15 protein-coding genes and 1 pseudogene are annotated in these 21,919 nt (G+C 70.8%); 3 read left to right on the top strand and 13 right to left on the bottom strand.

Annotation, left to right across the window (positions count from 1 at the left end; genetic code table 11):
• Positions 1–354 precede the first annotated feature (354 nt).
• From ACZ4AA_RS15295 to ACZ4AA_RS15305, 3 genes are all read right to left on the bottom strand, one after another.
• On the bottom strand, positions 355–981 hold the full coding sequence (locus ACZ4AA_RS15295; RefSeq protein WP_467601240.1) for a hypothetical protein: 627 nt from the start codon (positions 979–981) through the stop codon (positions 355–357).
• Positions 982–1,049: 68 nt separating this feature from the next.
• On the bottom strand, positions 1,050–1,751 hold the full coding sequence (locus tag ACZ4AA_RS15300) for a ribonuclease HII (protein WP_467601242.1): 702 nt from the start codon (positions 1,749–1,751) through the stop codon (positions 1,050–1,052).
• A 373-nt stretch (positions 1,752–2,124) separates the two neighbouring features.
• Positions 2,125–2,748 carry a TetR/AcrR family transcriptional regulator gene (locus ACZ4AA_RS15305; RefSeq protein ID WP_467601244.1) on the bottom strand — a complete coding sequence of 208 codons (624 nt, stop codon included), beginning with the start codon at positions 2,746–2,748 and terminating at the stop codon, positions 2,125–2,127.
• Positions 2,749–2,934: 186 nt separating this feature from the next.
• On the opposite strand from ACZ4AA_RS15305, the gene ACZ4AA_RS15310 reads away from it, so the two are divergent.
• The gene (locus ACZ4AA_RS15310; protein WP_467601247.1) at positions 2,935–4,482 is read left to right on the top strand and encodes an MFS transporter; all 1,548 of its coding nucleotides are present in this window, start codon (positions 2,935–2,937) and stop codon (positions 4,480–4,482) included.
• A gap of 134 nt (positions 4,483–4,616) precedes the next feature.
• Here ACZ4AA_RS15310 and ACZ4AA_RS15315 read toward each other — a convergent pair whose 3' ends face one another.
• The 4 genes and pseudogenes from ACZ4AA_RS15315 to ACZ4AA_RS15330 all read right to left on the bottom strand — a co-directional run bounded on the left by ACZ4AA_RS15315 (position 4,617) and on the right by ACZ4AA_RS15330 (position 9,442).
• Entirely contained in the window at positions 4,617–6,206 is a 1,590-nt protein-coding gene (locus ACZ4AA_RS15315) for a DUF4153 domain-containing protein (protein WP_467601370.1), read from the bottom strand.
• 843 nt (positions 6,207–7,049) lie between these two features.
• Positions 7,050–7,979, bottom strand: a complete 930-nt coding sequence (locus tag ACZ4AA_RS15320; protein WP_467601249.1) for an ADP-ribosylglycohydrolase family protein — start codon at positions 7,977–7,979, stop codon at positions 7,050–7,052.
• Positions 7,980–7,991: 12 nt separating this feature from the next.
• Positions 7,992–8,652 (bottom strand): annotated as a pseudogene (locus ACZ4AA_RS15325) (histidine phosphatase family protein).
• Positions 8,653–8,836: 184 nt separating this feature from the next.
• Positions 8,837–9,442 (bottom strand): YdbC family protein, encoded by a 606-nt coding sequence (locus tag ACZ4AA_RS15330; protein ID WP_467601251.1) that lies wholly within the window; start codon positions 9,440–9,442, stop codon positions 8,837–8,839.
• Positions 9,443–9,596: 154 nt separating this feature from the next.
• Here ACZ4AA_RS15330 and ACZ4AA_RS15335 point away from each other — a divergent pair, with 154 nt between their 5' ends.
• Positions 9,597–10,130 (top strand): TerD family protein, encoded by a 534-nt coding sequence (locus ACZ4AA_RS15335; RefSeq protein WP_467601253.1) that lies wholly within the window; start codon positions 9,597–9,599, stop codon positions 10,128–10,130.
• A 157-nt stretch (positions 10,131–10,287) separates the two neighbouring features.
• Here the strand turns inward: ACZ4AA_RS15335 and ACZ4AA_RS15340 are convergent, their stop codons facing one another.
• The 3 genes from ACZ4AA_RS15340 to nrdR form a co-directional block, all read right to left on the bottom strand.
• Positions 10,288–10,968 carry a DUF6215 domain-containing protein gene (locus ACZ4AA_RS15340; protein WP_467601255.1) on the bottom strand — a complete coding sequence of 227 codons (681 nt, stop codon included), beginning with the start codon at positions 10,966–10,968 and terminating at the stop codon, positions 10,288–10,290.
• Between the two features lie 249 nt (positions 10,969–11,217).
• Positions 11,218–14,115, bottom strand: a complete 2,898-nt coding sequence (locus ACZ4AA_RS15345; RefSeq protein ID WP_467601257.1) for a vitamin B12-dependent ribonucleotide reductase — start codon at positions 14,113–14,115, stop codon at positions 11,218–11,220.
• A gap of 162 nt (positions 14,116–14,277) precedes the next feature.
• Positions 14,278–14,829 carry a transcriptional regulator NrdR gene (gene nrdR / locus ACZ4AA_RS15350; RefSeq protein WP_467601259.1) on the bottom strand — a complete coding sequence of 184 codons (552 nt, stop codon included), beginning with the start codon at positions 14,827–14,829 and terminating at the stop codon, positions 14,278–14,280.
• A gap of 531 nt (positions 14,830–15,360) precedes the next feature.
• Here nrdR and lexA point away from each other — a divergent pair.
• Positions 15,361–16,137 carry a transcriptional repressor LexA gene (gene lexA / locus ACZ4AA_RS15355; RefSeq protein WP_103549644.1) on the top strand — a complete coding sequence of 259 codons (777 nt, stop codon included), beginning with the start codon at positions 15,361–15,363 and terminating at the stop codon, positions 16,135–16,137.
• 265 nt (positions 16,138–16,402) lie between these two features.
• On the opposite strand, the gene ACZ4AA_RS15360 is transcribed toward lexA, so the two are convergent.
• The 3 genes from ACZ4AA_RS15360 to ACZ4AA_RS15370 all read right to left on the bottom strand — a co-directional run bounded on the left by ACZ4AA_RS15360 (position 16,403) and on the right by ACZ4AA_RS15370 (position 21,659).
• The gene (locus tag ACZ4AA_RS15360) at positions 16,403–18,472 is read right to left on the bottom strand and encodes an ATP-dependent DNA helicase (protein WP_467601261.1); all 2,070 of its coding nucleotides are present in this window, start codon (positions 18,470–18,472) and stop codon (positions 16,403–16,405) included.
• A gap of 299 nt (positions 18,473–18,771) precedes the next feature.
• Positions 18,772–19,539, bottom strand: a complete 768-nt coding sequence (locus ACZ4AA_RS15365; protein ID WP_467601263.1) for a GNAT family N-acetyltransferase — start codon at positions 19,537–19,539, stop codon at positions 18,772–18,774.
• Between the two features lie 86 nt (positions 19,540–19,625).
• Positions 19,626–21,659, bottom strand: coding sequence for an IucA/IucC family protein (locus ACZ4AA_RS15370; RefSeq protein WP_467601372.1), 2,034 nt, complete (start codon positions 21,657–21,659; stop codon positions 19,626–19,628).
• Between the last annotated feature and the right edge of the window lie 260 nt (positions 21,660–21,919).

Raw genomic sequence — 21,919 nt, forward strand, 5'->3', positions numbered from 1 at the left:
AGCCCGAGGCGCGCCTCCGTTGCGCGGTGAAGGCCGCACGCACCGAGTGGCCTGGGGCGCTACGGGGACGACGCGCAGGACTGGCTGCGGCGAAGTCCCTGTGCCCGTACGGACGCTGAACCGGGAAAGCGCACCGAGGGCGGCCGGCCGCCGTCCTGTGACGCCCGCCGGGGACCCGGAGGGTCCGCGAGTGAGGGACGAGGTGCGCCGAGGCGCCTCACTCCGCACGAGCCCGTGACAGGCCGAGCGCCTGCGGGCGTGGGCGGGTACGCCGAAGTGACCGCCGTACAGGTGCCGCCGTGGCGGCACCCTCAGCGTCCCGCCGGGCGCGTTCCGGACAGGTCCGGAACGCGCTCAGACGCCCGCGGCCAGAACCGAGTTGATCTGCTGCGGGTCGCCGCAGACGATCAGCAGGGCACCGGCCCGGCCGAGGGCCAGGGGCAGGGCGGTCGCGGCGGCCTCGCCGGAACCACCGTTGACCGCGACCACGACCACGGGACGGTCAGCGGCCCGGGGCGCGGCAGTGGCGTCGGCGTAGAAGACGTCGTCGCCGGCGTCGTGCTGCGCCCAGTAGGCGGCCTCGCCGAAGGAGAGTTCGTGCGTGGCCCACGGGTGCGGATCGCCGGTGGTGATCACCAGCACCTCACCCGGGGCGCGGCCCGACTCCAACAGCAGGTCGACGGCTTCTTCCGCGGCGTCCAGCGCACCGTCGGCCGAGGCCGGGACGAGCTGGATCTGCGGGGTGACGGCCGCGGGTGCGACCGGCTTGGCGGACGGTCCGGCAGCGGCCACGGCCGGCTCGCGCGGGGTGCGTTGGGCCGGCATCGGCCGGACAGGACCCGGACGGCCGGGACGCGGCGGGGCCGCGGGACGGGGACCGGGTACGGGGCGGGGGGTCTGCGCGGTGCGGCCACTGGCCGGAGTGACGCGGGGACCCTGGGCACTCTCGTGAATCTGAGGCTCCTCGGGAAGGAGAGGCATGAGCTGATGTCTATCAAACGCCGGTACGACTTACCCCGGCGGGTGGCACATGAGTGCGAACGGAATCGTCAGAAATCGAAGCCGAGCTGGCCTTCGATCTCCGGAACGTTTCCGTCCGCCGAGCTGCGGACCTTCTTGAGGTGCCGCCACTGGGGCAGCGCATCAAGATACGCCCACGACAACCGGTGGTACGGGGTGGGACCCCGCTCCTCCAGCGCGGCTTTGTGGACCGGCGACGGATACCCGGCGTTGGCCGCAAAGCCGAAGTCTGCATGTTCGATGCCCAGTTCGGCCATCATTTTGTCGCGCCGCACCTTGGCGATCACCGAGGCCGCCGCGACGGCGATGCAGGACTGGTCGCCCTTGATCACCGTACGGACCTTCCAGGGAGCGCCGAGGTAGTCGTGCTTCCCGTCGAGGATGACCGCGTCGGGGCGGACCGGCAAGGTTTCCAGCGCGCGTACCGCCGCGAGGCGCAGCGCGGCGGTCATTCCCAGCCGGTCGATCTCTTCCGGGGAGGCGTGCCCGAGGGCGTACGCCGTCACCCACTTCTCCAACTCCACGGCGAGCGCGGTGCGGCGCTTGACGGTCAGGAGTTTGGAGTCGGTGAGCCCTTCGGGCGCGCGGCGCAGTCCGGTGATGGCGGCGCAGACGGTGACGGGGCCGGCCCAGGCACCGCGACCCACCTCGTCGACACCGGCTATGACCTTCGCTCCGGTCGTGGCGCGGAGGGAGCGCTCGACGGTATGAGTGGGGGGTTCGTACGGCATGGCGCCCTCAGACTACGCCGCTCCGAGGTCCTTGCGACACCCAGGTCCCCCGCCCGCGGGAAAGCCCACACTCACGCCGCCGGACCCTGACCGCACACGATGGCCGCGACATACGCGAACCGCCCGACCGAGGCCCAGGGAGCCCCGCCGGTCGAGGCGAGCGGACCATCCGACCGACGCACACGGACGGGCCGACCGAGCGTCGCGCACAGCCCCTTCGCCGCCCCAGGCGTACGACCACGCATCCGACGCGCGTGAACGAGCCGCTCGACGCAGGCGCTCCGACCGCCCACCGCCCTCACACCATCCGCGCACCGCACACGGACTCGCCAGCCAGCGCGCGACGACCCCGCGCCCGGTCCGCTCGGAACCGTCAGCCGGTGCGTACGCGCAGCAGCGGGACCATCATCTGGTCGATCATCTCCTGGAGATCCAGGTCGCTCCATTCGCTCGCGCACACCTTGGCGCGGTACATCATCATCGCCGGGACGGCGTCGAAGACGTACGAGTTCGCTGCGTCGGGACGCACCTCACCCCGTTCGATACCACGCTGGACGACCTCGCGGAGCAGTCGCAGGGTGGGTTCGACGACCCCGCCGAGGATGACCTGGTTGAAGCGTTCGGCCTGCCTCGCATCGCATTCGTGAAGCACTGAGCGAAGCGCGATCCCGGGCGGCGAGAACATCGCCTCGCGCACCCGCCGGCACACCTCCAGCAGGTCCTCCCGGACACTTCCGAGGTCGGGAGACCGGGTCAGATCCGGCAGTCCGGCCTGGAGCGCGTCCGCGACCAGGTCCGCCTTCGAGGGCCAGCGGCGGTAGACGGCGGCCTTGCCCGTCTGGGCGCCGGCGGCCACCCCTTCCATGGTGAGGCCGTTCCAGCCGACCGAGCCGAGCTGCTCCAGCGCGGCTTGAAGGATCGCGCGCTCGAGCACGGCACCGCGCCGGCGCGAGGGGGGCGCCTGAGCGGGGGCGGCCGTCCAACGCGAGGTAACCATCAGAGTGTCTCCGTCGTACAGGGAACGAAATGCGGGGAGTTGGGACTTTCGTGCGGGGTCGGGCGATCCGACCGCCGTCTCCGGAGAGCGACTTCAGTGAACGCTTGCGTTCACTGACGGGGACTCACTACCGTTGACATGAAAGTGAACGCGAGCGTTCACTAACGCACTTGTGGGGGAATCATAGTGACAACCACTCCATTGATTCAGGACAGCAAGCCAGGTGCGGCCCGCCGGGAGGGACATCCCGGCATCGCGCTCACCGTCATCGCGGCCTGCCAACTCATGGTCGTACTCGACGCGACGATTGTGAACATCGCCCTCCCGCACATTCAAGACGCACTCGACTTCAGTACGACCGACCTGACATGGGTGGTCAGTTCGTACACCCTCACCTTCGGTGGCCTGCTGCTTCTCGGCGCGCGGGCCGGTGACATCCTCGGCCGGCGCCGGGTCTTCATGACCGGCATCCTGCTGTTCACCTTCGCCTCGCTGCTCGGCGGACTCGCCCAGGAACCCTGGCAGTTGCTCGCCGCACGGGCCTTGCAGGGCATGGGTGGCGCGATCGCCTCGCCGACGTCGCTGGCCCTGATCACGACGACTTTCCCCGAGGGGCCGGAGCGGAACCGGGCGTTCGCCGTCTTCGCGACGGTCTCGGCCGGCGGCGGCGCCATCGGGTTGCTCGCCGGAGGCATGCTCACGGAGTGGCTCGACTGGCGGTGGGTCCTCTTCGTCAACGTGCCCATCGGCATCCTGATCGCCGTTCTGGCGCCGATGTACATCAACGAGTCCCCACGTCACCCGGGGCGCTTCGACATCGCGGGTGCGCTCACCTCGACGGCCGGCATGGCGTCCCTGGTGTACGGCTTCATCCGCGCGGCGGAGAACGGCTGGCGGGACGGCCTCACGATCGGGTCGTTCGGCGCGGCCGCGGCCCTGCTGCTGGCCTTCGGTATCATCGAGACGCGGGCGCGGGAACCGATCACCCCGCTGCGGATGTTCGCCGACCGCAACCGTTCGGGCACGTATCTGATCATGCTGAGTCTCGCTGCCGCGATGTTCGGCATGTTCTTCTACATCGTATTGTTCGTGCAGAACGTCCTGGGATACACCCCGATCTCGGCAGGTGTGGCCTTCCTCCCGGTGACGGTCGCGATCGCGGTCGGCGCGGGTCTCTCGCAGCGCTTCCTGCCGGTGCTCGGGCCCAAGCCCTTCATGGTCACCGGCTCGTCGCTCGTCGCCCTCGGGCTCGGCTGGCTGACCTTCATCAGCCCCGACGACTCGTACGCGGGCGGAGTCCTCGGCCCCATGCTGCTGTTCGGCTTCGGCATGGGCCTGAACTTCGTGACGCTGACGGTGACCGCCGTATCCGGTGTCGCCCAGCACGAGGCGGGCGCGGCCTCCGGGCTGCTCAACGTGACGCAGCAGGTGGGCGGTTCACTCGGTCTCTCCATCCTCACCACCGTCTTCGGAACGGCCAGCCGTGACGAGGCGCGGAAGCAGCTGCCGAAGTTCCTGGCGGACGGCTCGGCCGAGCAGAAGGCGACGTTCGCCAAGTCCCACCAGTTGCCCGCTCCTTGGGGTCATGACGTGCTCGCCCAGGGCATCTCGACCGCCTTCGTACCCGCGGTGGGCATGGCTCTGCTCGCTCTGATCACAGCAACACTGGTGATCAAGGTCCGCAAGAGCGACCTGGAGGCTCTCGCCGGCACGGCGGGACCGGCCACGGGCTGAGGACGAACCCGCGCGAGGCGGAATCCGCAGGGGCCGGGTCGTGGTCAGGGTCGGGGCGACCCATGGCAACCGTGACCCGGCCGCCGCGCCACGGAGTGGGAGACCCGAGCCCCGTCACCCATCCGCGAAGGCGCTCAGCGGTACTCAGGGACCTCCGTCAACGAGTTGCACACGGTCTCGTTCACGGACGCGGCCGGAGGGTTGTCCCGCAGGATGTCGCGGGCCCTGGCCTCGCCCCAACTGGTCGCGTACCAGGGTGCGTCGTCCTGGTCCAGCTCGGAGGCCAGCGATCGCAGCACACAGGAACGCATCGGCTCCTTCATCTTGTCGAGGGCGGGTACGGCGTCGGCCGACAGATCGCGGGCGTACCGGATGTCGAACTTGCCCGTGTCCTCGTACCGCTGGACGTTCCGCTCGGCGATCAGACCGTCCGGCGACATCAGCCCGAACGCGAGGACACCGGCCGCCGCGCTGGCCGCCACGACGCGGGGCAGCCACCGCGCGCCCCACACTCCGGCCGCCATGATGAGCACGATGACCAGGCCCAGCCACAACTCCCCCGCCAGCACCGAGATCCTCAGTCTCGTCAGCCCATAAGCCTCCACATACATGTCCATACGTCGCACAGCGGATGCCACGACAACGAGCGCCAGCGCGCAGAGAGTTCCCAGCACACCTCGCACAAGTTTCCGGTCGCCGGCGCCGTCCCTCGGTGCCCAGCGCAGCGCGAACACCACGACGAGCAGGGTCAGCAGCGTGACGAACAGCAGCTGCCAGAAGCCCTGGCGCGCGTACTCGGCGTACGTCTGGTGGGTGTGCTTGAGGACCGCGTCGTATCCGCCGAACAGGACCACGAGCTGGACCGCGTTGAAGGCCGCGAAGAGCACGGTGAGCACGATCAGAGGGAGCGCCCACTCGACGCGGTTGCGCGGGCGCCCGGGGCGCACCACGACCCGGTCCAGGCGTACGGGCGCGGCCGCCGTGTGGGCCACGGCCAGCGCCGCGACGATGCCCGCCACCAGAAGCACCACCCGCCAGGGCCCGCCGGCCACGGAGGTGTCCGGGACCAGCTCACCGAGCAGATCGGCGAAGGCCGCGTCCGCTCCGGCGAACAGCGCCCCGAAGACCAGCAGCAGAAGGGCGCTCACCACGAACGCGCGCAGCCCGACGTCCACGCTCCGACGGGCACCGCCGAATCGTTCCCGCAGCCCGCGCCAGCCCCAGGCGACGCCGGTGATCACGGAGTTGACCACGGCGATCGGGCCGAGCAGAACCGCGGGCCAGGTGCGGCCGCCGTTCAGCGCGAGCGAGCCGAGCCCGATCGCCGCCACGACGGCGAGGAACGACGGCCAGTCGGCGTCACGCAGAGCGGGCACGGCCAGCAGACCGAGCCCTCCGATGCCCCAGACCAGGCTCCACGCGCGCGTGCGGCGTCCCGCGTCCCGGCCCGAGAAGTACGCGGCCAGCGCCGCGGGGATGGCGACCAGGAGGAGGTTGACGGCCAGACCGCCGTCGAGGAGCAGCATGCTCAGCACCCCGGTCGCGAGCACGGCCCACAGGGTGGGTGTGCGCACCGGGGCGGGCCACGTGGCCCACAGCTCCGCCGACCACAGGCCGGGAGTGGAAGGCGAGGACGCCTTGCCTGTCGCGGCGTGCGGCGATCGTGCGACCCGGGACGACGTTCCGGTCCCGGCGTGCTGCGATCGGGCGACCCGGGACGGCATCCCGGTTCCGGCCCTGACCGCCGCGGACCCCGTCGACGGCTTCGCAACGGGCCCCCGCGCGAAGCCCGTTGCATCGCTGGCCCCGGCCCCGTCGCCTCCGGCCGCGTCGCCGTCCCCCGCCCGGTTCGCGTCCACGGGCCCCTTCACATCTACGGACCCGTCCGCGCCTTCGGACTCCACCACACCTCCGGACCCGTCCGCGCCCTCGGATCCGTCCGTGTCCTCGGACACGCCCCCATCCCCGGACGCGACCGCATCTTCGGCGCCGCCCGCACCCTGGGACGCGTCCGCATCCCCATCGTCGCCCTCCCCCTCAGGCCGACCCGCATCCCCCGATCGCGTGGCTTGCCCCGTGGCGGCGGGACCGGATGCGTCCGGCCGCTTCCCCTTGGATGCTGATACCGCCGGCTCCGTGGCACCCTCCGGCTCCAGAGCGCTCGGTGTCTGCGGAGCGCTGCCCGGAGTCCCCGGCGCTTGTGTGGTCTCCGGAGGCAGGGCCCCGCCCGCCGGACCCCCCTCACTCGCCTCCGGGCCCTTCCGTCGCGTCGATGGCGCGTCCTGGGGCTCTGGCGTGGACGGTATGTCGGACAAGGGATCCCCTCCCAGCCGGTCACCGGGCAGCCCGGATAGCGCCACGGGGGCGGAGGGCTGTCGTCCGGTGTTTCGTCGGCACACGCCCGTCATGATCAACGGACGGCGTGGCGCACAGGGTATCCACGGGCCATCCGCCGGACGAGGGTGCTGCGGGGCTGTAGCAAGCCTGTGACACGTCCCGGGCAGGGTTGGCCGACCGCGCCCCCCGGACGACGGCTCAGCGCCCCTGGGACCCCTCTGCCGTGCGCTCTACGCGCCGTCCGCCACACGCCCGGACGTGACCCCCGGCAGCCACTCCGGCAGCGTCTCCGTGGCGTCCAGCCATGCCGCGGGGGGCGCTCCCGCCTTCCCGGAGGCGACCACGCCGCCGACGATCGAGCAGGTCGTGTCGACGTCGCCGCCGACCTGGGCGGTGACCCAGAAGCCCTCTTCGTAGTCACTCAGCGCGCGGGCGGCGGACCAGAGGGCGAAGGGCACGGTGTCGTGGGCCGACGTACGCCGTCCGCAGCCGAGCACGGCGGCCACGGTCGCGGCGTCCCCGTAGTCGAGCATGTCCCGGGCGCGCCTGAGCCCGGCCCCCACTGCGCTGCGCGGTACGAGTGCGATGACGCCGTCGAGCAGGGCCTCGGCGGTCGGCGGGCCCGCCGGGTCGGCCGCCAGGGCTGCGGCCGCGGCGACGGCCATGGCGCCGACCACGGCCTCGCGGTGCTGGTGCGTCGGATAGGCGGAGATCTCCGCCTGGTGCGTCGCCTGCTCCGGGTCGTCCGCGTACCAGGCACCCAGGGGGGCGATACGCATCGCGGCGCCGTTGCCCCAGGAGCCCTGTCCCTTGAAGAGGGCCGACGCGAGCTCGCGCCAGTCGCCGCCCTCCCGGATCAGCCGGAGCAGCCGGTTGACCGCGGGGCCGTAGCCGCGGTCGAAGTCGTGGTGGTCGGCGAAGGAGTGGGCCAGCGCGTCCTGGTCGATGCGGTCGTGCGTGGCCAGGATCGCGACCACGGAGCAGGTCATCTCGGTGTCGTCGGTCCACTGCCAGGGCCGGGGCGGCAGCTCGCGGCGCTTGAGCAGCGGGTAGTTCGCGGGCACGAAGAACTGCGAGCCCAGCGCGTCTCCCACCGCGAGTCCGCGCAGGCTGGCGAGGGCGCGCTCGAAGCGCCCGTCGGGGGAGGAGTCAGCGATCATCGCCCTGCCACTCTATCCGGTGGCTCCGTAGGACTTCCGGATCGCGCCACTGCTCGAAGGGACGGTCGAGGGTGTACCGGCCGTCCTCCCCCAGAACGAGCATCCTCACCTCCGCGTTCCCCGGGTTGGAGAGAGACTCGAACTCGGCGACCGTCCAGTGGAACCAGCGCATGCAGAACAGCCGCATGGCCAGGCCGTGGGTCACCAGGAGCACGTTCGGCGGGTGGTCGGGGGCCTCGAAGCTCCGGTACAGGCTCTCCAGGAAGTTGCCGACCCGGTCGTACACGTCGGCGCCGGACTCACCCTGCGCGAACCGGTAGAAGAAGTGCCCGTACGCGTCGCGATAGGCCTTCTGGAGACGTACGTCGTCACGGTCCTGCCAGTTGCCCCAGTCCTGCTCACGCAGTCGCGGCTCCTCGCGCACCCGGACGAGACCGGGGTCGAGGTGGAAGGCGCGGAAGGTCTCGTGGGTACGGCGGTAGGGGGAGACGTAAACGCTTACGCGCTCGCCGCCGAAGAGCTCGCGCAGCCGTTTGCCGGTGTCCTCCGCCTGCTGCCACCCGGTCTCGGTGAGCGCCAGAGCGTGGTCGGGCTCGCGTTCGTAGACGGTGTCATCGGCATTGCCCACCGACTCGCCGTGGCGGACAAGGACGATGCGCCGTGGTCGTGCCATGCCAAAACCCTAGATCGTGCCGACGCTGTTCGAGCAGTCGTACGGGTCTCATAAGGCGCAGGTCACATCACTGCCCGCACATCAGTTCGGGTACGGGGCAGACAGTCGCCAGCGCATTTGGGCACCCGAAGCCCTCCGATCACCGGAAGGGGGCCGCCCGAAAGGGGCCGCCCGGAAGATGCCCTCAGACGATCCAGCCGGGTTCCAGCTGTACGACGTCCCCCGCGAGGGCGGCTATGTCGGCCTCGAGCTGGGCGCGCAGAGCCAGTCGCTCCACCCGTTCGGCACGGTACTTGCCGTGCTCCGCGGCCGACTGCCACATGGACAGGACCAGGAACTCGTTGCCGGGCGCCTCGCCGAACATGCCCCGGATCATGCCGGGCGATCCGGCCATCGCGGGGTTCCAGACCTTCTCCTGCATGAGCGCGAAGTGCTCCGCGCGCTCCTCGCGGACACGGCAGTGCGCGACCCGGACACGGTCGGAGTCCGTGAAGCGCGGTTCGAAGCCCGTCTTCACGTCGAAGCGGTAGTCGAACAGCTTGACCTGGGAATCCTTGAACGTGCCCGACTGCGAGGCGGCGAGCCGGTCATGGGACCGGGCCATGAAGGAGTCGTAGAAGGCACGGCTCTCCCAGAACGAGAAGATGTGCGCGACGCCGGACCGCCCCACACTCCATCCGCCCCCCTGTCCCCGGAATCCCGGCTCCCCCAGAAGCCCCGCCCACTTTCGCTGCCCCCGTTCGAAACCGCGGCGGTCGACCACGGTGCAGCGAATCCACTTGACCAGCACCGCGCCATCGTACGGCCCCGGAACGTGGCGTCGGTCACGCTCTGACGGAGAGGATCGGGGCGCATGCACCGGCGCGCGTGGCACGATGGACAACCGGGCCTGCTCTCAGGGGAGTTGACCCGGTGACTGATGAACAACGGGGAGGGGACATCCGGTGAACGGTCTCAACAAGGGCATCCGCAAGGCCGAGTTGGCGATCAAGTGGGATCCCAGTCCCGTGGGTGAGCCCGCGACCGACCTCGACATCGTCGCGGCGACCTATCTGGCGTCCGCCCCGCACGGAAACCCGGACTACGTGGTGTATTTCGGGAGCCGTTCGCCGGACGGCACCATCTATCTGAACCGCGACAGCAAGGACGGCAAGGGCTTCGGATGGGACGAGGTCATGACCCTGGAGCTCGACCGCCTGGACAGCCGCTACGCGCGCGTGGTCGTCGGGATCCTCATCCAGCAGCGCACCGAGGCGCGGACCTTCGCCGGCGTCCTCAACCCCGGCTTCCGGCTGCGCGAGGGCTACACCGTCCTGACCCAGGGCGACTTCGGCGACGTGCCGGGCTCGACGGCCGCGACCATCGGGGAGTTCGTGCGTGACCACTCCGGGGAGTGGACGTTCCACGCGGCCGTCCACGGCTTCGACACCGACCCGGCGACCTTCGCCAGTGTCATGGGCAGCCCTCAGGAGGCATGAGGCACCGCCCGGCGTCGCGGGGCGTGTCCGACACCCACCGCCCGGCGTCGCGGGGCGGGCGTGTCCCACACCCCGTCTGACACCTCCCGCACATCCGCGCTGCGCCGGCCCCGGCCCCGGTCCCGGTCCCGGTCCCGGAGTCTCCCCCGGCGGGTGGTCAGCCGCTCTTCCAGCCCGGGACCGTCGGCAGCACCAGCTCGGCGACGCGGAACAGCGCCGCGTCGTCGGGCGCCACACCGTCCTGACGCCAGAGGGAGATCTCGAACGAACCGCCTCCACCCTTCGCGTCCTTGGCCACCAGCAGGCTGCGGGCGACGCCGCCGGGGCCGCTCTCGGCCTTGCCCGAGCCGAAGGTGAGGGCGATCGTCCGGTCCGAGTAGAGGACCGCCGGGTGGCCCAGGATCTGCCGCGGCTCCGCCTTCGGCAGCAGATCGAGGCCCTGGGTGACGGAGAGCCGGTCCTCCGAGGCCGTCAGCTTCACGGAGTAGGTCGTCAGCGTCACGTTCGCCTCAGGGCTGGCGATCTTGGTGCCGCCGTCGAGGGTGATCACGCTGTCGTCGCCGTCGGCCGTCCGCGCGTGCTCGTCGGGCGTCCCGAGGAGGGCCGGCAGGTCCGAGCGGTTGAGCGCCTGGCACAGCTGGTCACCGGAGACGCGCTTCGACGGCGGGGTGCTGGGCCGGTCGGAACACCTGGCCGGTTCGTCGGTGCCGTTGTTGTTCGGAAGGACCCGCGAAAGCCCCCATATGCCCCCCGTGACGCCCGCGACGAGCACCACCGCCGCGACGGCCTGAACCCCCACGTTCAGGCCTCTCCTCGATCCGGCCACCTTGTCGGCCATGTCCCCCGCCCTCCCCCGCACGCTCCGTGCGCGCGGAGGGAGACTAGCCGTTGATCGTTTCGCGCGAAAGGTGAATTCCGCCGCGGTGCGGGGCCTTGGCGCCGCGGCGGGCGGCACCGCCGGAGCCGCGCTCGCGAGGGGCCTGTCTCCGTACACCCCACCGCCACCCCGAAAACGCCGAGGGCGGTGGAGCCGACTGCTCGCTCCACCGCCCTGACCAGCTACGTCACGCCCTCAAGGCGCTCGGTGTCAGCTGCAACCGCTCGTCGAACCGCAGCCCTCGCAGATGTAGCAGGACCCGGCCCGCTGCATCTTCGTGCCGCAGGAGAAGCAGAGCGGGGCGTCGGCCTGGATGCCCAGCTGCATCTCCACCAGCTCGGCGCTGGTGCGGATCTGCTTCGGGGCGGGCTCGGCCACGACGGCCTCCACCTTGGGGGCGGCGACGGCCTTCAGCTCCTGCGCCAGGGGCGCGGACTGGGCCAGGCCCTCGACGTCGACCTCGTCCTCGGTGGGCTCGTACGAGCCCGTCTCCAGATGACGCTGACGCTCCTCGGCGGAGTGGATGCCGAGCGCGGAGCGCGTCTCGAAGGGCAGGAAGTCCAGCGCCAGGCGGCGGAAGATGTAGTCGACGATCGACTGCGCCATCCGCACGTCCGGGTCGTCCGTCATGCCGGCCGGCTCGAAGCGCATGTTGGTGAACTTCGAGACGTACGTCTCCAGCGGCACGCCGTACTGGAGGCCGACCGAGACGGCGATCGAGAAGGCGTCCATCATGCCCGCGAGGGTGGAGCCCTGCTTCGACATCTTCAGGAAGACCTCGCCGAGACCGTCGTCCGGGTACGAGTTGGCGGTCATGTAGCCCTCGGCGCCGCCGACCGTGAAGGAGGTGGTGATGCCGGGACGGCCCTTGGGCAGACGCTTGCGGACCGGGCGGTACTCGACGACCTTCTCGACCGCGGTACGGATGGTGTCCTCGGCCTTCGCCGTGACCTCGGCCTTCTCCTTCTCCTTGGTCTTGGCGGAGAGGGGCTGGCCGACCTTGCAGTTGTCGCGGTAGATCGCGAGCGCCTTGACGCCCATCTTCCACGCCTCGAAGTAGACCTCTTCGACGTCCTCGACGGTCGCCGTCTCCGGCAGGTTGACCGTCTTGGAGAGCGCGCCGGAGATCCACGGCTGGATCGCGGCCATCATGCGGACGTGGCCCATCGCGGAGATGGAGCGCTCGCCCATGGCGCAGTCGAAGACCTCGTAGTGCTCGTGCTTGAGGCCCGGGGCGTCGATCACGTTGCCGTTCTCGGCGATGTGGGCGACGACCGCCTCGATCTGCTCCTCCTGGTAACCCAGGCGGCGCAGGGCCTGCGGGACGGTGCCGTTGACGATCTGCATCGAGCCGCCGCCGACCAGCTTCTTGAACTTGACCAGGGCGAGGTCGGGTTCGAGGCCGGTGGTGTCGCAGGACATCGCGAGACCGATGGTGCCGGTCGGGGCGATGACGGAGGCCTGCGCGTTGCGGAAGCCGTTCTTCTCGCCGAGGCGGATCACGTCCTGCCAGGCCTCCGTGGCGGCGGCCCAGATCGGGGTGTCCAGGTCGTCCACGCGGACGGCCGAGGTGTTGGCGTCGGCGTGCTGCTTCATGACGCGCTGGTGGGGCTGCGCGTTGCGGGCGTAGCCGTCGTACGGGCCGACGACCGCGGCCAGCTCGGCGGAGCGCCGGTACGAGGTGCCGGTCATCAGCGAGCTGATGGCGCCGGCGAGCGCGCGGCCGCCGTCGGAGTCGTACGCGTGGCCGGTCGCCATCAGGAGGGCGCCGAGGTTGGCGTAGCCGATGCCCAGCTGACGGAAGGCGCGGGTGTTCTCGCCGATCTTCTCGGTCGGGAAGTCGGCGAAGCAGATGGAGATGTCCATCGCGGTGATGACCAGCTCGACGACCTGGGCGAAGCGCTCGACCTCGAAGGACTGGTGGCCCTTGCCGTCGTCCTTCAGGAACTTCATCAGGTTCAGCGAGGCGAGGTTGCAGGACGTGTTGTCCAGGTGCATGTACTCGCTGCACGGGTTCGAGCCGTTGATACGACCGGACTCCGGGCACGTGTGCCAGCGGTTGATCGTGTCGTCGTACTGGATGCCCGGGTCGGCACAGGCCCAGGCCGCCTCGGCCATCTTGCGGAAGAGCGACTTGGCGTCGACCTTCTCGATGACCTCGCCGGTCATGCGCGAGGTGAGGCCGAACGTTCCGCCCTGCTCGACCGCCTTCATGAACGTGTCGTTCACGCGGACCGAGTTGTTGGCGTTCTGGTACTGGACGGACGTGATGTCGTCGCCGCCCAGGTCCATGTCGAAGCCCGCGTCCCGCAGGGCGCGGATCTTCTCCTCCTCCTTGACCTTGGTCTCGATGAAGTCCTCGATGTCGGGGTGGTCGACGTCCAGGATGACCATCTTGGCCGCGCGGCGGGTGGCGCCGCCCGACTTGATCGTTCCTGCGGAGGCGTCGGCACCGCGCATGAAGGAGACGGGACCAGAGGCGTTGCCGCCCGAGGAGAGCAGCTCCTTGGAGGAACGGATACGGGAGAGGTTCAGGCCGGCGCCGGAGCCGCCCTTGAAGATCATGCCCTCTTCCTTGTACCAGTCGAGGATGGACTCCATGGAGTCGTCGACGGCCAGGATGAAGCAGGCGGAGACCTGCTGGGGCTGGGGGGTCCCGACGTTGAACCAGACAGGGCTGTTGAAGCTGAAGATCTGGTGCAGGAGGGCGTACGCCAGCTCGTGCTCGAAGATCTCGGCGTCGGCGGGCGAGGCGAAGTACTTGAAGTCCTCGCCGGCCTTCCGGTACGTCTTCACGATGCGGTCGATGAGCTGCTTGAGGCTCACCTCGCGCTGCGGGGTGCCGACGGCACCGCGGAAGTACTTGCTGGTGACGATGTTGACCGCGTTCACCGACCAGAAGCCGGGGAACTCGACGCCACGCTGCTCGAAGTTGACCGAGCCGTCGCGCCAGTTGGTCATGACGACGTCACGACGCTCCCACTCCACCTCGTCGTACGGATGCACGCCGGGGGTGGAGTGAATGCGCTCGATGCGCAGTCCCTTGCTGGCCTTGGCTCCGCTCTTCGCGCGGGAACCTCGTGCCGGACCGCTCGCCGTCTCTGTCATGCCGCCTCCCAGTTACAGGCTAAAACGCGCTCAAGTGCCGCGAACTTCCCGTGGCACGGTGTGTGTCTGATGCAGCGCGCGCCGTTGGTACGGCCTTGCGCTGCAAGTCTGTGGTCGCCGCCCGCGGGCGGGCCCGGACACCCTGAGGGGTCCGGTCCGCGGTCAGTCGGCGGCGGTGGCGGGCACGGGAACCTCCACGGTTCCGTCGCACCCGTCCTCGGTCTTCTGGCGCACCGCGTCCGGGACGTCGTCGTCCGCGGCGGGGCGCTGATTCACCTGCCTGAGTTCCGCGATGGCGGCTTCGAAGTCGTCGAGCGAGTCGAAGGCCCGGTACACGGACGCGAACCTCATGTACGCCACGAGGTCGAGTTCCTGCAAGGGTCCGAGTATGGCCAGCCCTACGTCGTGGGTGGTCAGCTCGGCGCTTCCGGTGGCTCGCACGGCCTCTTCGACCCGCTGCCCGAGCTGGGCGAGCGCGTCCTCGGTGACAGGCCGTCCCTGGCACGCCTTGCGCACACCGTTGATGACCTTGATGCGGCTGAAGGGCTCGGTCACACCGGAGCGCTTCACCACCATCAGGGAGCACGTCTCCACGGTCGTGAAACGACGGGAGCAGTCGGGGCACTGGCGGCGCCTGCGGATCGACGTGCCGTCGTCGGTCGTACGACTGTCGACGACGCGGCTGTCCGGGTGCCTGCAGAAGGGGCAGTGCATGGCTCCGACCCTCCTTCACAAGCACGACTCAGGAACCTCGCGAGGCCTCACGGGCCCCTCGAAGCAGCCTCAAGCATAGGCGATGCCCGACGGTCCGGAGACCCGGGGGACCACAACTTCTGGGATGCCTCCGCAATCCAACCACTAGATGTGGGGATCGACTCATGAATTCGCCCACGCCGCGCGTGTCGTACACGTAAGGGAACGTGCCGCACAGGCATACCCATCCCGGACACCCGGGGATAGCGTGGTCGACGCACGGATGGAAGCCGCTTCCCGGCCGTCCGGCCATCGGATGGCAGACTGGGCGACGCCCGGACGACACCCCAGGTCAGCCGGTACGCCCACCGCCTCCGGCGGTGAAGGGTACAGCAATGGCGCCTTTTGTCCGCGAGATGCATCGCTAGGCCATACACCCAGACTCATGCCCACGTCAGGCAATTCGCGGTTTTTCACTCGAACGTGTGTTTGGCGCAACCTTTCGAAAGCTACTACCGTTGTCCAGCAGGGAGACCATCGAGAGGGGCCGACGTGACCACGACCGCAGACAGCGCCACCATCACCGCCCAGGACCGCTCCCAGGGCCGACTCGAGCCGGTGCATGTGATGAACGAAGCCGCGAATCATGAGGGGCCAAAGCGCTCCCTGCCTGGCCGACCTCCAGGCATCCGGGCCGACAGCTCGGGACTCACGGACCGACAGCGCCGGGTGATCGAGGTGATCCGGGACTCCGTGCAGCGGCGCGGCTATCCGCCGTCGATGCGCGAGATCGGACAGGCCGTCGGCCTTTCCAGCACCTCCTCCGTCGCCCATCAGCTGATGGCGCTGGAACGCAAGGGCTTCCTGCGGCGGGACCCGCACCGCCCGCGCGCGTACGAGGTACGGGGGTCCGACCAGTCCTCCGTGCAGCCCACCGACACCGCGGGCAAGCCGGCCGCGTCGTACGTGCCGCTCGTCGGCCGGATCGCCGCCGGTGGCCCGATCCTCGCCGAGGAGTCGGTCGAGGACGTGTTCCCGCTCCCCCGCCAACTGGTCGGCGACGGCGAGCTGTTCGTCCTGAAGGTCGTCGGTGACTCGATGATCGAGGCCGCCATCTGCGACGGGGACTGGGTGACGGTCCGCCGCCAGCCGGTCGCGGAGAACGGTGACATCGTCGCCGCGATGCTGGACGGCGAGGCCACGGTCAAGCGCTTCAAGCGCGAGGACGGCCATGTGTGGCTGCTGCCGCACAACTCGGCGTACCAGCCGATCCCCGGTGACGAGGCGACCATCCTCGGAAAGGTCGTCGCCGTACTGCGCCGGGTGTGACACCGCGACGGGCGGTCCGCCGCCTCCGCCCCTGACCGGGCCCCGGAACCACTGCGCCGGTTCCGGGGTCCTGTTCGTTCACCCATCGGTCCGGCCGTCGCCCATCGGTCCAGCCGTCACACGACGGTCCGACCGTGAGGCGACGGCCGTACGGGCTTCCGCAGGTGTCACCCGGCGGCCGTACTGGCCTCCGGAGGCGTCACCCGGTGGCCGTACGGGCTTCCAGAGGCGTCACCGGGCAGCCGTACGGGCCTCCGAAGGTGCGCTACGCGCCCTCGCCCTCGTCCACATCGGTCTCGGGCTCGGGCTCGGGCTCAGCGGCCTCGATCGCAGGGCCCGCCGCTTCCTCGGACCTCGCCGCGGACTCCTCGGCCTTCCGGGCCTTCTCGTCGATCGCCGCGAGGGATCTGCGGACCTGGCCCGGGTCCGTGGTGTACCAGAAGTCGGGGAGCGACGCCTTCAGATAGCTGCCGTACCGGGCCGTGGCCAGACGCTGGTCGAGGACGGCGACCACACCCCGGTCCCCCGAGGCCCGCACGAGACGGCCGGCGCCCTGGGCCATCAGGAGCGCGGCGTGCGTGGCGGCCACGGCCATGAAGCCGTTCCCGCCGTTCTCCTCGACCGCTTTCTGGCGCGCGCTCATCAGCGGGTCGTCGGGGCGCGGGAAGGGGATCTTGTCCATGACGACCAGCTGACAGCTGGAGCCCGGCACGTCCACGCCCTGCCAGAGCGAGAGGGTGCCGAACAGACACGTTCTCGGGTCGGCGGCGAAGTTCTTGATCAGCTCGCCGAGCGTCTCCTCGCCCTGGAGCAGGATCGGGTACTCGGGGATCCGGGTGCGCAGTTCCTCCGCCGCGAGCTGGGCCGCGCGCATCGAGGAGAACAGACCGAGCGTCCGGCCGCCGGCGGCCTGGATCAGCTCGGTCAGCTCATCGAGCATGTCTCCGCGGTCGGCGTCCCGGGCCGGGCGGGACAGGTGCTTGGCCACATAGAGAATGCCCTGCCGGGGGTAGTCGAAGGGCGACCCGACGTCCACACCCTTCCACTGGGGGACGTCCTCGCCCTCCGCACCCTCCGGGGCGAGTCCCATCGACGCTCCCACGCCGTTGAAGTCGCCGCCGAGCTTGAGGGTCGCGGACGTCAGGACGACGGACCGGTCGGAGAAGAGCTTCTCCCGCAGGAGCCCCGACACGTTCATCGGGGCGACCCTGAGCGAGGCGCCGAAACGGTCATGGCGTTCGTACCAGACGACGTCCCACTCGGAGCCGTTCGCGATGCGCTCCGCCACGGCGTGCACGGACTCGACGGACGCCAGCGCCTGTTTGCGCACGGCGTCCTCGTCCTGGACGGACTTGTCCCGGGTCGAACCGAGGGCGGTGATCACCGTGCGGGCGGCGTCACGCAGTGCCATCAGCGCGTATCCGAGGTCCTCCGGGATCTCCTCCAAGCGGCCAGGCAGCGCCAGCTCCATCAGACGCTCGAAGCCCTCGGCGGCGGTCTGGAGCTGATCGGCGGCCTTCTCGTTGACCAGCTTCGCGGCACGGCGGACGGCACGGTTGACCTGGCCCGGCGTGAGTTCGCCGGTGGCGACTCCGGTGACCCGGGAGACCAGTTCATGGGCCTCGTCGACGATCAGGACCTCGTGCTGGGGCAGGACCGGCGCGCCCTCGATGGCGTCGATCGCGAGCAGCGCGTGATTCGTGACGACGACCTCGGCGAGCTTGGCCCGCTCCCGGGCCATCTCGGCGAAGCACTCCGCTCCGTAGGCGCATTTGGTGGCGCCGAGGCACTCCCTGGACGACACGGACACCTGGCCCCAGGCCCGGTCGGAGACGCCCGGGGTGAGGTCGTCGCGGTCTCCGGTCTCGGTCTCGTCCGACCAGTCACGCAGCCGCAGCAGGTCCTGTCCCAGCTTGCTGGTGGGCGCGGCCGCCTCGAACGGATCGAAGAGGCCCTCCTCCTCGTCCTGCGGCACGCCCTCGTGCAGACGGTGCAGGCACAGATAGTTCGACCGGCCCTTCAGCATCGCGAACTCGGGGCGGCGGCGCAGCAGCGGGTGCAGCGCGTCCACGGTGCGCGGCAGGTCCCGCTCCACGAGCTGGCGCTGGAGCGCCAGGGTGGCGGTCGCCACGACCACCCGCTCGCCGTGCGCGAGCGCGGGCACCAGATAGCCGAGCGACTTTCCGGTGCCGGTGCCCGCCTGGATCAGCAGGTGGGAGCTGTCGTCGATGGCGGCGGCGACGGATTCGGCCATCGTCACCTGGCCGGGGCGCTCCGTGCCGCCGACAGCGGTGACGGCAGCATGCAGGAGTTCGGGGAGTGAGGGCTTTGTCATAGCGCTGCCAGCCTACGGGGCGCCACTGACAACCGAGTGATCACGCCCGGAACCGACGGCGTGATCAAGCCGGGAGGAGACAGAGCAGTCAGGCCAGGAGGCGGCGCCATCAGGCCCGGAGGAGAGCCCGGGAGCGGCGACATGCTCACGCCCGGCCGGGGCCGGGGGATCACGGCCGGCGAAGGGCCGTGCGCGGCGGATGTCTCCCGGACGGCCGGGGCGGTGGAGGAAGGGGACACGGGGACTCCTCGGCGGGGAACCGGGTCGGGGCGATCGGCCTGCGGACCGGGGCGGCGGCTCTACAACAGCTCGCGCAGGGACCGGTCCCGGATCATGAGCGCCGCTCGCTTGCCGGGCAGCTCGACCTCGGCGGAGTAGCGGAAGCCCCCGCTCAGGAACGCGGAGACGGAGGGGGTGTTGCGCAGGTCGGGTTCGGCGACGACACGGGCGCACGCGGGACGCCTGTCCAGTACGTGATCGGCGACGGCTCTGAGCAAGGTGGAGCCGAGACCGCGCCCGCGGTCGGCGACCCCGCCGATGAGGAGGTGGATCCCGGTGTCGTGGGGCCGGGCGGGGTAGTGGCGCGCCAGGGGGTCGAGATCCGCGCGGTAGATCTCCCAGTAGCTCATCGGGACGCCGTCCAGCACTCCGAGGCACGGGACGCTTCGTCCGTCGCCGTCGAGCTGCCGGAGCAGATGTTCCTCGACCACGGCCTCGGGTCCCGCCAGCTCCCAGAACTCCGCGACGGCGGGATCGTTCATCCACCGGTGCACGAGCGCCAGGTCGCGGCCGGCACGCACCGGGACGAGCTGGAGGACGCCCGCGGGTGTCTTGGCCGGCCCCCAGCCGCCGACGCGGTCGAGCAGATCGCCCCCGTCGGACGCCCTGTCCGCGGCGCCCTCCGCGGATCTGCCCGGGACTCCCCCCGAAGCCCCTTCCCCGGTCTCGTCCCCCGATCCGGAGCCCGCCGCGAACAGGGCGATCAGTTCTTCGGAAAGGCGCAGGTCGAGCGTGTCCTCGCAGTCCGTGCCGGTGCCGGGGTCGGTGCTCTCATCGGTGGGAGGCACGACGACGCTCCTCTCGGGAGACGGGGTGGGTCACGTTCCCCGGGGATGGGGGGGAGCCGGACCTCAGGGGTGAACGGGATGGGACATCAGGAATGAAGGGGGTTGGAGATGGTGACGTAGACGGACTGGGTGTCGACGGGACCGACGAGCTCGTCGAGTCCGTGCAGCCGGGTCAGCAGGTTGGCCTTGCAGCGCAGGACGGGCGAGTCGAGCAGCAGGGCGGGCAGTAGTGTGCGCAGCCGGGCCGGGCCGGTGGCCACGCCGACGAGGAATCGCCGGAAGGCGGCGAGCAACAGCCGTTCGTCGGCAAGCCGTTGGGAGCCGAAGGCCCCGATGAGGCCGAACACGTTGTTGATGCCGAGGTAGTAGGCGAAGCGTTCGTCGGTGACCGCGTCGGGGACGAACGTGTCGCTCCGCGCCCCGATGCCGGGCAGCCGGCGGTCGAGTTCCGCGCGCCGGGACGCGCGGAAGTAGTAGCCCTGGTTGTCGCGGTAGCGGCCGCCCGCGGGCCAGCCGTCGGCGTCCAGCCGGAGCAGGGTGTTCTGCTGGTGCGCCTCCAGGGCGATGCCCGCCTCGCTGTCCAGCCAGAGCACGGGGCGTACGACCTGTTCGAGATAGCGCAGGAACCACTCGGTGGCGACGGCGCCGCGCGGTCGGCCGGTGCGGGCCGCGAGCCCGGTGACGATCTCGGTGAGCCGGGAGCGCGTCACGGGGTGGCGATCGGCCGGGTCGCCCGTCTCCGGGCGGGCGTACGGCCGGGGGGAGACGAGCCCCGCGACGCAGCCGACGTCGTCCGCCGGCCCGAACGGGTTGTGCCGGATCATCACGTCGAGCCCGGGGATCGGGTGGCCGTCCCGGTCGTCGACGGCGAGCCAGGCCGGGTCGCGGACGATGTCGAAGCCGGGGTGGACGGCCTGCCACTGCGCGAACAGGCCACCGCGCAACAGGCGGTGGACCTCCGCACCGCGGTGGAGTTCCTTGCGGAGGTTCTCACGCCGGGAGTTGGTGATGCGCAGGCCCAGCGACAGTTTGAGCATCGCGGGGGCGCCGGAGCGGTAGACGGTCCGGACGGAGGAGGTGGGATGCCACGGGGTGCCGTGCGGACCGAGGTCGCGGAGCAGTCCCGCGTCCATGAGGGCCACGGTCCGCGGGCGGTGCCGGATCTCGCGCATCTGCCAGGGGTGCAGGGGCAGTGCGGCGGTGAAGCCGTCCGGGAGGCGGAGGCCGGACCCCGCCAGCCGCTGGGTCAGCTGCTCGGCCGGCACGGGGCGGCCGCGCTCGGTCCAGGCCGAGTCGGAGGCCAGGACCGAGGGGGCGACCGCCATCCAGTGCAGGGGGAAGGAGCCGCGCGACTCGGGTGAGTAGAGCCTGCTTTCCGCGTCGGAGAGGCCGTCGCGTCCCTTCGGGGTCGGGTGCAGGGGGTGGCCGAGGAGGAGTGCCTGTTCCGCGGCGAGGAAATGGTCGGCCGGGTCGGCGGGACTCTCTCGGCGTTCCCTGATGAAGACCGCGGTGCGCCGGACCGAGTCGGCGACGCGGCCGACGAGATCGGTGCCTTCGCCGGCCGGGCTGTCCTGGTGACTCGGTTCCGCGTCCGGGTCCCTGTCCTGGGCGCGGGGGCCCGTCTGCCGTGCGAGGAGGGCCGCGACCGTCACCGCGTCGACGGCGGGCGCCTGTTCGGGAGCACCCGCGAGGAGGGGGCGCCCGAAGCGGTGCCATCCGGCCGGGGACCAGTGGTGGACGGGCACGAGCAGGGTCGCACCGCTGGCAGGCAGCGCGATGCGCAGGGTGCCGTCATGGGGAGCGGGCAGGTTGTTCTCCCGTACCCAGCAGCGCAGCAGATTCTCGACCGCCGCCGCCTGCGCAGCCCTGCGGATGTCGGGATGATCCAGCAGCTCCGCCGCCTCCGTCCGGCCGGCGTCGGCCTCGCCGGGGTCGGGCAGCTCGGTGACGGCTTCGCCCGGCTCCGGCAGTTCGGTGACACCGTCGCCCACCACCGGCAGCTCGGTGACCCCCTCGACCGGGACCGGGAGCTCAGTGGCAGCTTCACCCGGGTCCGGAGGCTCGGCCGCACTCTCGCTCGGCTCCGGCAGCTCGGTGACGCCCTCGCCCTGGACCGGCAACTCACCGGCGGTCTCGCCCACCACCGGCAGCTCGATGGCGCCCTCACCCGGCTCCGGCAGCTCGGTCGCGCCCTCGCCCAGGTCCGGCAGCCAGGCGACAGCCCCGGCCCCACCCGGCCGGTCGGCGGTGGGCCCTCCCTGTCCCTCGGGTGCCCGCTCCGCCTCCTTCTGCCGGGGAAGGGACTCCGGTCCGGACAGGTGCGGGAGCGGTGTGTCGAGGGCCGCTCGCTCGTACGGGAAGGGAGGGCTGTCCGGGGCGG

This window comes from Streptomyces sp. NPDC024698 (assembly GCF_055559015.1).

Excerpts from the sequence above, each read along its gene's own strand:
- ACZ4AA_RS15295 (WP_467601240.1), bottom strand. The coding sequence starts at position 981 with ATGCCTCTCCTTCCCGAGGAGCCTCAGATTCACGAGAGTGCCCAGGGT.
- ACZ4AA_RS15345 (WP_467601257.1), bottom strand. The coding sequence starts at position 14,115 with ATGACAGAGACGGCGAGCGGTCCGGCACGAGGTTCCCGCGCGAAGAGC.
- ACZ4AA_RS15320 (WP_467601249.1), bottom strand. The coding sequence starts at position 7,979 with ATGATCGCTGACTCCTCCCCCGACGGGCGCTTCGAGCGCGCCCTCGCC.
- ACZ4AA_RS15315 (WP_467601370.1), bottom strand. The coding sequence starts at position 6,206 with ATGCCGTCCCGGGTCGCCCGATCGCAGCACGCCGGGACCGGAACGTCG.
- ACZ4AA_RS15340 (WP_467601255.1), bottom strand. The coding sequence starts at position 10,968 with ATGGCCGACAAGGTGGCCGGATCGAGGAGAGGCCTGAACGTGGGGGTT.
- nrdR (WP_467601259.1), bottom strand. The coding sequence starts at position 14,829 with ATGCACTGCCCCTTCTGCAGGCACCCGGACAGCCGCGTCGTCGACAGT.
- ACZ4AA_RS15300 (WP_467601242.1), bottom strand. The coding sequence starts at position 1,751 with ATGCCGTACGAACCCCCCACTCATACCGTCGAGCGCTCCCTCCGCGCC.
- ACZ4AA_RS15360 (WP_467601261.1), bottom strand. The coding sequence starts at position 18,472 with ATGACAAAGCCCTCACTCCCCGAACTCCTGCATGCTGCCGTCACCGCT.
- ACZ4AA_RS15305 (WP_467601244.1), bottom strand. The coding sequence starts at position 2,748 with ATGGTTACCTCGCGTTGGACGGCCGCCCCCGCTCAGGCGCCCCCCTCG.